Annotated in this window: 9 protein-coding genes; 5 read left to right on the top strand and 4 right to left on the bottom strand. The window is 41.1% G+C overall.

Features of this window, described 5'->3' with window-relative positions; translation table 11 throughout:
- Window positions 1-2: 2 nt before the first annotated feature.
- On the bottom strand, window positions 3-980 hold the full coding sequence (uvsE, locus tag IQ276_RS12505) for a UV DNA damage repair endonuclease UvsE (protein ID WP_193925447.1): 978 nt from the start codon (window positions 978-980) through the stop codon (window positions 3-5).
- Window positions 981-1,555: 575 nt separating this feature from the next.
- Entirely contained in the window at window positions 1,556-1,885 is a 330-nt protein-coding gene (locus IQ276_RS12500) for a hypothetical protein (RefSeq protein WP_235115615.1), read from the bottom strand.
- Between the two features lie 837 nt (window positions 1,886-2,722).
- Between IQ276_RS12500 and IQ276_RS12495 the strand changes: the two genes are divergently transcribed.
- The 5 genes from IQ276_RS12495 to IQ276_RS12475 all read left to right on the top strand — a co-directional run bounded on the left by IQ276_RS12495 (window position 2,723) and on the right by IQ276_RS12475 (window position 8,129).
- On the top strand, window positions 2,723-4,414 hold the full coding sequence (locus IQ276_RS12495) for a potassium channel family protein (protein WP_193922157.1): 1,692 nt from the start codon (window positions 2,723-2,725) through the stop codon (window positions 4,412-4,414).
- 707 nt (window positions 4,415-5,121) lie between these two features.
- Window positions 5,122-5,481, top strand: a complete 360-nt coding sequence (locus IQ276_RS12490; RefSeq protein ID WP_193922156.1) for a Mo-dependent nitrogenase C-terminal domain-containing protein — start codon at window positions 5,122-5,124, stop codon at window positions 5,479-5,481.
- Between the two features lie 22 nt (window positions 5,482-5,503).
- A complete protein-coding gene (locus tag IQ276_RS12485) occupies window positions 5,504-5,776 on the top strand; it encodes a cupin domain-containing protein (protein ID WP_073644852.1) in 273 nt (90 codons plus the stop codon).
- 525 nt (window positions 5,777-6,301) lie between these two features.
- Window positions 6,302-7,048 carry a creatininase family protein gene (locus IQ276_RS12480; protein WP_193922154.1) on the top strand — a complete coding sequence of 249 codons (747 nt, stop codon included), beginning with the start codon at window positions 6,302-6,304 and terminating at the stop codon, window positions 7,046-7,048.
- A gap of 610 nt (window positions 7,049-7,658) precedes the next feature.
- Entirely contained in the window at window positions 7,659-8,129 is a 471-nt protein-coding gene (locus tag IQ276_RS12475) for a DUF1016 N-terminal domain-containing protein (protein ID WP_193921247.1), read from the top strand.
- On the opposite strand, the gene IQ276_RS12470 is transcribed toward IQ276_RS12475, so the two are convergent.
- Together IQ276_RS12470 and IQ276_RS12465 are read right to left on the bottom strand one after the other, a co-directional pair.
- A complete protein-coding gene (locus IQ276_RS12470; RefSeq protein WP_193921245.1) occupies window positions 8,038-8,685 on the bottom strand; it encodes a Uma2 family endonuclease in 648 nt (215 codons plus the stop codon). The two genes, IQ276_RS12475 and IQ276_RS12470, sit on opposite strands and share 92 nt — an antisense overlap.
- Before the next feature lie 238 nt (window positions 8,686-8,923).
- Window positions 8,924-12,991, bottom strand: a complete 4,068-nt coding sequence (locus tag IQ276_RS12465) for an NACHT domain-containing protein (protein ID WP_235115614.1) — start codon at window positions 12,989-12,991, stop codon at window positions 8,924-8,926.
- Window positions 12,992-13,012: the final 21 nt, after the last annotated feature.

Here is a 13,012-nt window from a genome sequence, read left to right as displayed (position 1 = left end):
AATTACATTCTGAATTCTGACTCCTGAATTCTGACTCCTGACTCCATCAGCCACCAAGAACGCAAATGAGCGATCGCTACTTCTTTGTGTTTGGCTTCGACTTCTATCCAAGGTACTTCGTGGTAAACACTGGGCATAGCGGTAATCATATCACTGTGCTTTCTGTCATTAAAAGCTTCTTCGCCATTGGAAATGTGAACTAATTGCCAATCTGGATTCACCCAAGTTTCTCGTGCTGCATACAACATAGATGCTACGCTTGGATCGTCGTAGCTGTCTAAATTTTCGTGGCAAATATGGTGATGAGCATCGAACACCATTGGTATTCCTGCCTGCTGACACACTGCTAAAAGTTCGCTAGCACTATAGGCGTATTCATCATTTTCTAAAGTCAAGCGACTTTTAATTGCTTCTGGTAATTCTGAGATTACTTTTACAAGTTGTTCGGTGCGTTGAGATTTGCCACCGTGAATATTCATCAATGACCAAGGCGATTGGGGTAAGCCTAATAAATCGAGGGTGCGGGCGTGTCGTTCGAGAATTTTGATGCTTGTTTTGACAATTTCTGGGGAATCAGAACTCAGCACTACATATTGATCTGGATGCAGCACCATTCTGATGTTTAATGCTTTTGCACGTTCGCCAATCTTGGCTAGGCGATCGCTCATTTCCTCTAATATATTTGCACCGATTTCGTCTTCCATGTCACTGAGAGGAAACAAAGCAGAGGACATTCGATAGAGTTGAATCTGATTTTCTTGACAAAAAGACAGAGCGTCATGTAGGCGCTGTAAATTATGCTCATACAGTTCTCTTAAAGCAGTTTCACGTTGCTCAAGAGTCAGTTTTAAGTAGCGCGTGCGCGTCATTGTCCGAAAGCGCACTTGTTTATCAATGGTGATACAAACCAGCCCCAAGTGGGGTAAAGTGCCTTTTTGCCGCTGTGTATGAGGTAAATTCTGGAACTGGATTGCAGTCATTAATTTCATTTATTAACATATTGATCTTGTTTCATTTTAATAAGTTTTGCTATAAGTGATGAGTATCTACAGAAGTAGGAGTAATGTTACCTCCGGTTAATTTGCCTCAATCCAATCTTGTGTTTTAGAAGAAGTAGTGTGCAAAATTCTTTTGACCTCTAACTTTAGGGACTTCCAATAAAAAAACGTCCCATCCCTGCGGGACGCACTCGCGTTCGTAGGGTAGCACAACACTTAAGGTGAAACTCTTGTCAAGACGTGATATTGACTTCATTTACTTACCGTTACTCACCGCATTACCCCACCCTAACCCTCCCCTTGTAAAGCAGGGCTGATTCATTCCCCAAAGAGCTTTAAAAATCAAGGGTTCTAGCGATTAAAAATTAGTTATTTTGTTACTGGCGTGCCGATGAAACCAACTATTTTACTGATATTTCAGTGCTTAAATGTTCATCTCTTCGTCACGCTTACTTACAATTTTCTTGCTAACCATCTTGACAAATCCTGTTTGAAATGGAATGAAACAGCCCTGGGGATTAAGGGGGGTAAAGCGTATGTGGGACAAGGATTTAAGCTTAAGTTGACACCAATGCACAGCTGTGATCCCCTACAAATGTACAAATAATTTGGAACAATTTATTTTTTGGAAGTTCCTTAGTTGCATCGACCTGCACCTTAGTTGCATCGACCTGCACTTTAGATGCATCGACCTGCACCTTAGTTGCATCGACCTGCACTTTAGATGCATCGACCTGCACTTTAGTTGCATCGACCTGCACCTTAGATGCATCGACCTGCACCTTAGATGCATCGACCTGCACTTTAGATGCATCGACCTGCACCTTAGATGCATCGACCTGCACCTTAGATGCATCGACCTGCACCTTAGATGCATCAAAGAGCAAAAATTAACCCATCTTACGTTAGGCAGCAATTTTAAAAGACTTGTGTGTACACAGTAGACTCCCCACTCCCCACTCTCATTTAAGTAAGTCGGCGGAATTCCCCGTCCCTCTACAGGGCGGGGATGGATAGCCGGACGATGACGAAAGCAGCGACAACCAACATCAATCGTCAGATTGGTTAGGGAGTGGGGTGGATAAGGAGTCGTCAATCTTAGGGCTAGGCAATCTATCGATCCAATCCTCAACCAACTGCGTAACTGTTTTTTCTTTGCTTTGTGCATAAGCCTTCAGCTTGTCGTTCCGTTTCTGCGATAACCTAACTCTGATGGATCTTTCTTTCATGATGTATCACTTATATGGATACATTTATGGTATTATATAAATGGTTGCTAACCCTCCCGACCGTATTGAACAGACAGGCTAACTTCAAAGTAGTAGTAAGATACAAGACGTGCGATAAATCGGTAGATCGGGGAAGGAACACTGTTAGCTGGTTGACTATTGTCGTGAATCCAAGCGGTGTTGTGCAAATAAAAATCAAACTGCCTGTGGTAGACGGGCGGCTGCCTGTGGACGCTTTGTAAGACCATCACGAGATTTAGTTCTCGACTTCCTCGGAAGTTCCTAACGTGGCAAGGGCGGTTGAGACGGGAAACTCCGAGGACGAATAAGACCGTCACTGATTCAATGATGTTGGAAGCCCCAACAGAGAGCGAAGCAGGTTGGGGTACTTCACAGCAATCGTGTTGTCAGTTACAGTTAAAGCCAAAAAAGCAGGTAATAATTTGGATGAATAACTAGAAATGCAGCCCCGCCTGTAAAAGATGCTGCCGTTTCATGAAACCCCGAATTATTGTTTGTGGCTTAGGACGTACTGGATATAAAATATTTCGTTTGCTCAGACACCAGGGAGCATTTGTTGTTGGCATTCATCACCAACCCATCCCAGGGGAAACTGCACTAGATGTGATTGTCGGTGATTTGCAAGCAGCGGCTACTCTCAAAGCGGCAGGAATTGAGCAGGCGCACACTTTAGTAATTGCTGGATCTAAAGACGAACTGAATTTGTCAATTATGATGCAAGCGCGAGTGCTGAATCCCCAGATTCGGATTATCAACCGCTTTTATAATACAAATTTGGGAGAGCGCTTAGATCAAACTTTGTCAGACCATTTGAGTATGAGTGTTGTGGGTTTGGCAGCACCAGTATTCACTTTTGCAGCACTGGGAAGTAGAGCGATCGGGCAAATCAAGTTATTTCAGCAAACTTGGCCAATTCACGAAGAATACATTGATGAAAATCATTTGTGGAAAGGTCGAAAGCTGAGTGAATTGTGGGAAGAACGATCGCGGATGTTGATTTATTATCTACCAGTAGAAGGTGAAACAGATTTGGTATCCGCCGTCATCTCAGGACAACGGTTAAAAGTGGGCGATCGCTTAATTGTCGGCACACAACCCCACGTCCGTCCTCCCAGGCGATCGCTAATTAGAAAATTGCTGAAAGTTATAACTAATCTCAGACAGTTTCAGCAACATGGGCGATCGGTAGTTGTAGGCGCTGTTGTCTTACTCGCAGTGATTCTGGTGGCGACACTCACCTACACATCTGCTGAACTGAAGTTGTCTCTGATCGATGCTTTATATTTTTCTGTAGGCATGATTACCGGAGCAGGCGGTAATGACAAAGTAATAGAAAATGCTCCCAACAGCATCAAATTATTTACCGTTGTCATGATGCTGGTTGGCGCAGTGGTGATTGGTATTTGGTACGCCATGCTCACCGATTTTGTCCTGGGAAGCCGCTTTAAGCAATTTTGGGATGCAGCACGAATACCCCAGCGATATCACTACATCGTCTGTGGCTTGAGTGGTATTGGCGTCAAAATCGTCCAGCAACTCCACGCCAGCGGACATGAAGTGGTAGTGATTGAAACCGACTCCAATAACAGATTTGTCAACACCACCAGAGGACTAGGTATTCCAGTAATTCAAGGTGATGCCAGCTTCCGTACCATACTCAAGTCCAGCAATATAGATTCTGCCGCCGCAGTGCTGGCTGTAACCAGTAACGATGCCACCAATTTAGAGATTGCCCTCAAAGCCAAAAGCTTGGCACCAAGTATTCCGGTGATTGTCCATTATGCCGATCCCGATTTTGCTGGGATCGCGCAACAGCTATTTGACTTCGAGGCTGTACTCAGTCCCGCTGAATTGGCAGCCCCAGCTTTTGCCGCAGCGGCACTAGGGGGACGAATCCTTGGTAATGGCATCACAGCAGATAGCCTTTGGGTAGCTTTTGCCACAGCGATCACACCTTCACATGCCTTTTGCGGTCAATGGGTGAAAGATGTAGCCATGACTGCCGACTGTGTACCCTTATACGTAGAAACAAATCACCAAACCCTCCACGGCTGGGATTTGCTAGAAACCAACCTCAGTCCTGGGGATATTTTATATATGACAATGCCAGCCACGCGGTTATATCAATTGTGGCGTGATGAAGTCGTGTGCGAAAGACACACATAAGGGACTTCCAATGAAAAAAATAATGCGACAAATACATTGGGTAGGATAGCACAGCTGTGCTATCCGAAAAATGATCGATGTGTTGCAAAGATTGTTTGAATTTATTGGTATAATCTTTCGTTTGAAATACCACTGCCCCAGTCACCATTTTAATTTCACCAACTGTGCTGTGTTGTGATATGGCACTCCTAGATATTAGTTTCAACTTATCAAAGGATTTTCTGCCACTTATTAGATAATATCTAGGTTACCTTGTGTAGTAGATCGGACAAATGACTGAATATTCAGCACCATAATATCTATAGATAGTAGGCGCTAATCCTAGCGGAGTGTATATACAGTCACAGCAAAGCTTTGTTTTTCTTCCTGAAAGTACATCTCCAGATACTAGGCGGTTTTGTCACCAAGGTTTTATATTTTAGATATAAAATTGCTATCTTTGCCATTAGCGATCAATAAGTTAAAGAAATGCAATTTTTATATTTTCTTTGTTATTTTGTATTTAACGGGACAGTTCTCGAACATTTGGTGGGTTTAAATAACAATTAATCAAACTATTTCCCCCCAAAGATGCATGTAAGTTATTTGCATTCTGCTGAATTGACCTTTGATTTCCAAGCATAATGCAAATTGTCCAGACAAATTACAGCGCAGCATTGCAAGTCGGCAAATAGCTCATCTACACAAGGCAAACCTTGCTAAAAACCATGCTTAAAACAAATAATCGGCGAATTTTTCTACCTGCTTTTATTAGCCCTTTACAAGAAAGTAATCCAGCAGGTACTAAAAAACAATTTGCTGTGCGGAAATTAGATTTACTGCAACCATTACGTCAATGGCTCGACAAAATCGAGATTCAGAATCGCAAATTGGCCAAGTTTATCGCTAAACTGATTCCTGCCCAGTGCCCATTTGAGCGTGATATCATGCTTTTTGGTCGCACAATAGGTCACATTCCCCCAATGTGCAAGCTCAATCCGCTTTATGACGAACTTATAGGCTTGCGTTTTCGCGCTTTGTGTTATTTAGTAGATCAGTGTGGAGAGGATATCCAATCTTACTGCTGAAGAATACTAGAGAAAACACTGTATGGAAATTCAAGTTGAGCATCAACCCAGTCAACAACGTCTCGAACAATTGGGTGTGTCTAAATGGGCAATTTGGAAAAAGGAAGTTTCAAAATTCCCTTGGACTTATGATTCTCAAGAAACTTGCTACTTTTTGGAAGGTGATGTAGTTGTTACTCCTGATGGTGGACAGCCAGTACAAATGGGTGAAGGCGATTTGGTAATTTTTCCCTCTGGTATGTCTTGCATATGGGAAATTAAAAGTAACGTAAAAAAACATTATTACTTTGATTAATCAAGATTAGAGATTGATACCCTTTGTTTTCTTGACGATCTAGAAAAGCAATATTTTATAAGTCAATCCTAAATAATTGGTGAGAAATACAGTAGAATTCAGAATTCAGAATTCAGAAGTTAGGAGTCAGAAGTTAGGAGTCAGAATTCAGGAGTAAAACAGGCTTTATACTTGGGTACTAAACTTGGCTTGTCTGCTTCAAAAACTTGAAATCTGCTGTAAATAAGATACCCGAATTCTTAAAGAATTCGGGTATCTGTGGTTTGGAGTTATCACAAATCAAAATTGTGGCGATGTCTACGACAAGCCGCTTAGCGTCTACACCACCACTAAAACCAAACAAACTTCATAAAGCAGATTTCAAATTGTTGAAGTACACAATTGAAGTCTCAAACCCTAGCATCAAGCCTGTCTTAATTCTGTTAGCGCAGCGGGGCGTAGCCCATTCTGACTCCTGATTCCTGAATTCTGCTTTAGTAGAAGTTGAATCACAGAAGATCCCTTCTCAGAGGAAAATCATCAAAAATGTTACTACATTTAAGTACTTGGAAAGAAGTTGAAGCTTATTTACAGCAGTCAAAGGGTATTATTTTTCCCATTGGTTCCACAGAACAACATGGGCCAACGGGATTAATTGGTACTGATGCTATTTGTGCAGAAGCGATCGCTCGTGGTGTGGGCGATGCAACTGGAGCGATCGTTGCCCCTACAATCAATGTAGGCATGGCACTGCACCATACTGCTTTCCCTGGCACAATCAGTCTGCGCCCCAGTACTTTAATTCAAGTAGTGCGAGACTATATAACCTGTTTAGCCAAAGCTGGTTTTACCAAGTTCTACTTTATCAACGGACACGGCGGTAACATTGCCACCCTCAAAGCCGCTTTCTCGGAAACTTACGCTCATTTAGAAGATTTGCACATAGCCAATGCCCAACAAGTACAATGTCAAGTGGCTAACTGGTTTATGTGCAGTTCAGTATATAAACTAGCCAAAGAATTATATGGGGATCAAGAAGGTTCTCACGCAACCCCAAGCGAAGTAGCCCTCACCCAGTACGTTTATCCAGAAGCGATTAAGCAAGCACCCCTTTCACCAGAAGTTGCAAGGGGACACAGGATTTATAGTGCAGCAGACTTTCGAGTGCGTTATCCAGATGGACGCATGGGATCAAATCCGGCTTTAGCAACACCTGAACACGGTAAACAATTTTATGAGTTGGCGGTGAAAGAACTCAGCAATGGATATTTGGAATTTGTCAACGCAGAATAAAACCATGCAAACACATTAGACCTGCCTTGAAAATAGGGACTGGGGACTGGGGACTGGGGATTGGGGACTGGGAAAGAGATATTTTCATTCTTTTTTTGTGAACTGTGTTCATGGAGTCTCTTGCATAAATCAAAAATAAAGAACCCCACCCTAACCCTGCCCTTGTAAAGGGGAGGGAACTAGATTTCTTTTTTCCCCCCTCTTTCCAAGGGGGGAATAAGGAGGGTAATTCGACTTGTGTGTACATCGAGGGGAGGGGTTGGAGGTGGGGTGTTAGGGACTTTTGCAAGAGACTCCATGAGCTGCGTTCACAAGGAACAATGAAAATTTATTTTCCCTACTCTCCACTCCCCACTCCCAACTCCCTATTTTCAAGGCAGGTCTATTGTAGAGATGGGGGTAAAGTTGCGTCTCTGCGTAAAATAGCAATCCTAAATCATTCGCGTTCAACATGATCCCCGACTTATTTAAGAAGTCGGGGATCGGCGCTTTGCAATTTTGACAATCAAAATCAGATTGCTAAATATCTTAATAAGAGTTATTCGATAAGTCGTAAAATCACACAATAGACTAATTTTTAAAACAGAAAATTACAGGTTAAAAAGACATTGTGATTAACGGTTACGAAAACACTTTAACTGATTTAATTCAACTCCTGGAATCATCTCGCCGTGCAGCCGCTCGTTCAGTCAATGCAATTATGACAGCTACCTACTGGGAAATTGGGCGACGCATTGTAGAACTTGAGCAGGGTGGAGAGAAGCGAGCAGAATACGGAGCAGCAGTCATAAAAAGGCTTTCAGAAGACTTAACAGGGAGATTTGGTAAAGGTTTTTCAAAAACTAATCTAGAACAGATGCGGCGTTTTTATCTACAATGGCAAATTGCCCAGGCACCGTCTGGGAAATTGGATTTATCGGCTTTAGCTCAAGGATTTCCCTTACCTTGGTCACATTATGTTCGTCTTCTTTCAGTTCAAGACTTAAAAGCTAGACAATTTTATGAAATTGGCTCAATAACCAAGTTCCAACTTCAGATTGACTCATTTCACGACTTCGGCGTAAGGCTTCTTCTAAAATAAACATCGCCAATCCCGGCAATATCTCTGATTCGCGTATACGTTTACTACCTTGATCTGCGATCGCATAGGCGATGATTTGGGCATTTTGGACATCCACTACCCAATATTCAGCAACACCCAATTCTTCATAAACCGATCGCTTTGTACCCAAGTCATCCAGCAGAGATGTTTTCGCAATCTCAATCACTAAATCTGGTGCGGGGTAGCGATCGAGGTTAACAATCCCTGTACCTGCTGGGATCGTTTGGGCGCGTTCTCTGAGGTAATACGCCACATCAGGCTGACAATCCTGAACACCAGTTTTGCGAAAGGTGGTAGTGTCTAAACCTGTGGCTAGAATCCCTTTAATCGTCGCAAATAGAGTGACAGCAAAAATAATCACCACATGGTCTTTACCATGAGCAAAACTAACTGGTGGCATTTCCAGCCTCATGTGTCCTTTGTAGTAGTAGCTTTTTCCCTTCTCGTTGAGCAAGTTAGCGATCGCTTGCTCATACTCCTGCCAAGAAGCACAAATCCATGTATCTGTCGGTAACTGGGTCTGAGTTTCACTCATTGCCTAACCCTTATGCCACTAAGCTATATCTCTTGTAACTCAAATTCTAAACTTCTAGCTCAACTCTTTAACCTCTGAAGGATGATGAGGGTTGGAAGGCGATCGCTTCGCTCCTAAATCATCTCATATTTGGCAATTTCGCATCAAATTTACCATTCTATTAATTTTACCTTCTTCTTCCATGTCCGAGTCTGGATGATGAGGGTTGAAAGGCGATCGCCTTATTTTCTCAATTTGTTTATTCTCCTTTCACCCCAGCCTCGATTGCTTTCACTAATGGGCTGACCCACCACAAATCTGAAATTTTTTGAAGTCCCTCAAATATCAATGCTTTTCCTCCGACTTCCAAGCGCTTCCTCAAAGTTGGATTCTGCTTCACCTGTTCTACTGCTTCTGCAATAATGATTTGTTTCTCTACTTCAGTTTGAGTGGGATAATTCTGAGTTATACGATTTACGATTTGCTGAATCTCTTCAAAAGCCTCTATGAGATTTTGCTCTTGAGCATAATTATGCTGTGTTCCAATCTGATCTCCATTGACCGTGCTATTGAGATTGACTGCACCCACAGATCCACTAAAGTTTAGGTTTGGGTTGTTTGAATCTGGCATAGTGATAAAAACTCCTGTCTGATTTATATATGTACTTTGATTTTTTGGCTTATTGCTCACAATCTGAAGAATCTGCTCTGGTTTAAGTGGTTGCCAAGTTTGGCGACGAATTAAAGCCTCAGCCTCTAGCAATCTCCATTGCAATTTGTCTTTTAATTCTGGAAACTCAATAATAATCTTACGAAGTGCTTCACAGGCTTGAGGAGTACCACGCTCCTGTAGGCGTTGTGGGATATAGTCTCTCCAAGTTCTAACACTATCTTCAGGTCTTACTTCATAATCCTCAATATCCGTGAGTTCTTCTTCTTGAGAGCTTTCTTTTTGTTTTTTTTCTGGATCAGGATACTGTTTTGTGAGAAAAATGTACAAATCAGCAATGCAGTCTTCCTTCAGTTTCTGTTCGGTACTTCCTTGATACTTAATGGAATATGATACAGACTGCATAACTTCTCGCCCAAATGCAGAATCTTTCTGAATCGCAGACCAAACAACTGACCATCCAGCATCTTCTGCATAAAGTATCAACATCTGAGCTGCAACAATTGCTTTAGCTCTTTCCTCAGCGCTTTTAGGAGGAGGTGAAGAAACGAGATATTCTGCAAAATCTTGAGCTTGATTTACTTTATTGATTAATAAATCTCTTAGTAAATCACCCATGCTTGTAGCTGTGAGTGTCTCATGCTTGACTTTATCCATTAATACTCTTAATAGACGCTCATCCCAACAATGACTTACTAGATTATTTATATGAATAGAACCATGTTGTTCATTGTCTTTATCAATCAAAAATATTAATGTTTTGATAAATTCATCTGGAGCATTATAATAAGCTTTTTTAATCAATTCTTGGCGATGCTTCTTGTTGTCTTCAGTTCGATCCCAGTTAGGATGTGCAAGAATTATTGGTGTCCATTTTTGCCATTCTTTGGTGGATAGACTGAGTATATATTCTGGTGCTTCTCGTATTAATAAAAGTAATGCTTGATAACCTGCTAATACAGAGTAGGGATAATTATTTGTACCCAGCCAATCTAGATCAGGGTTAGCATGAGCTAGATACAAATTTGCAGCTTGAATAATCCTTTTTTTAGTTGAATCTTCTGCTTCAATCCAACCAGGAAGATTTTTCAGACTTGACTCAAATGGATTTCCATAATGAGTACTATCAACTTTAAGAGCTAATTCACAACATAAAGAACACCAAATATTAGGCTGGGAAGCATCAATCTGACTCAAAACATCAAGCACTCTTTCCTTTGCTGAAGGGTCTAAAATAATTTTATTTTTATTTCTGTTGCGCCTAGCCTGTTCTGCCAAATAAATTTCTTTTTCTTCCTGTGCTATTAGCGAGTCTAACTCAACCGTTTCAAGATAATAAGCAAATTCTTCTCTTAATACTGAGTTAGTTTGGCTTAGTTGTAATATTGGCTCGACATGATCAAATTGGGAAAGTTTAAAATTCCAAAGTATCAATTTTGCCCAACTTCGTTGTTTATGTTCAGTATCTGATATTTTAAATTGTTGAATTAACCAGGAAAAATCTTCTTCATAAATTATTTCTCTAATATAGTTAGCAAAGCCTATATAATCCTGATTAGGTTGTAAAACGATAGAGATTATTGACTCTATAATTTGATAACGTTTTTGAAACTCATCTCTTAAAACATGGCTAAAGTTGATTGTTTGATATGAATCATCAGATACAATTGCATGATGATTATTCAGCCGTAATAAAGCAACCTTAGCAAATGCCTGCATTACTTCTGGTTGATTCAGATGCTCCCAGGCTTTCAACATAATTGCATCTGATAAATGCTCAAAACTATAATGTAAATCGCGCCCACGACTATTAAATTGTTTTTCTAGCCATCTTAGAGCTATTGGTAAATCAGATATTTGAAGATGTTGTCCAAGCTCTTTTGCTATAAAGTCCTGATATCTCCCACCACTGGATTTGGATACTGGCTGCATTAAGGTACTAAAAACCTCTTCTGCTGTGATGTTGCCTGGCCAAACTGCTCGGAGTCCACACCCTTTTAGCTGTTCCTCTTCATCATTTTGGATTTTAGCAACTGCTAAAGGTTTTAATCTTGCTTTGGTTTTTTCATCACCAAGATTGCATACAGCCACTGCTGCATTGATGCGAACCCAAGAATGTTGCTGATGATCAAGAGCAACATCGGCAAGATATTCCTGTACGGCTTTTACATTACAGGCTTCTGCAATATCAATAGCTACGTTCCTTGCATTTATACTCTTTGTTGAATCAGAAATATAAGGTTGAACCTGCTCGGCTAATTTAGGATGATTTAGATTTTGGTATAGCCAAGTATGATATTGGTACGTTAATTTTTCTTCATTGTGTAATCTCAGAAGGGATTCAACTAGAGCGGCCTTATCAGTTTCTCCAGCAGTGGCTACGTCACTTAGGAGTAGTACATCGGGATCTGTTTTCATTACTTCCCTAAAAACTTCAGGAAGCATACCAGCTAGCCAAGCAGCAGTTTCATGAAGCTGGGGAATTAACCTAAATTCAGAATCTTCAGAGGAAGCAATTAATTTCATTACTTGCTCTAAAGGTGTTTCGTGGTGAACTAAGTATCGTGCAGCAAGAAACTCAGCATAGGTCTGATGAGCAAAACCAATTCGATGCGGGCCGCGCGAAGAAAATAGCTCAGTGACAGACAAAACCTCTTTAATACAGTTTTCGTCAAGTGAAAACTCTTGCTGATTAATACTTTCTTTACCTATGGAAATATCCCGAATAGCAATATCAGAATTGGGCATATCCCCATATTCTGGACTTATCCAGATGGCAGAGCGATTAGAAAATAGAAGTAAAGCTGCAATTCGACTTGCTATAACTAATCGGTGTTTTGCATCTAAATTTCCAGTGAAGCCAGAATCGCAGCGATCTGAGTTCACCTCTTCACATAGTTGTAAACAACCTTCTTCGTATAAATCCTTTTGAGAGGAAGAGAATCGTTTATTTTGATAAGTACCCAGAAGTAATTTTAATGTGATTGGCTTGATAGCAAGTGGAATAGCATTTTTATTAAAGACTTCCTGTAAAAAATCACCAGAGTTGATGTTACGCCTATTTGCTGCTTCAATTACATCTACTCGACATAGAGGAGCTAGCTCATATACCGCAACATTAGCTTCTCCCCACTTGTCTTTTAGCTTCTGCTCCAAGCTATCCTTCCAATCAGCCGTCCTGCAAGTGATCCGAAAATACAGGCGATCGCAAGGTAGCTGTTCTATTTCACGTTTAAGAATTCTGACAAGTATTTTGATAGAAAGTAATCCCTCATCTAGGCTATCCAGAAAAAGATGTAGTTTATTTGTTCCTTTGCGCCAAGCTTGGAATGTTTCATTGCGGAAAATTGCATCACATAACTGCTTGTCTGAATCATAATCACCAAGTCTGAACCACAAACAAACATTTTCTGAGCCACTAAACTTGTGAGAAACTTGATGATATGCTTGTTCGGTTGCTGTGGTCTTACCCATACCAGCTTCACCTAGCAGCACTAAACAGGGCATCTCAGATATAGTTTCAAAGGCAACTGAATCAGATTTGTAAAAATGTCCCCACTCTGAATCTGGATTGACTAAATATCCACCATCACGTAAATCAATGTGACCTGATCGGGGACACCAGAAGCGCTTCCATGTGTAAAGCTGACTTGGCATTTTTACTTACAACAGGCTGAG

Origin of the sequence: Desmonostoc muscorum LEGE 12446 (assembly GCF_015207005.2) — a bacterium.
Taxonomy (GTDB): Bacteria; Cyanobacteriota; Cyanobacteriia; order Cyanobacteriales; family Nostocaceae; genus Nostoc; species Nostoc muscorum.
The sequence above is the reverse complement of the archived record's forward strand: the minus strand, read 5'-3'. Positions and strand labels throughout refer to the sequence as shown.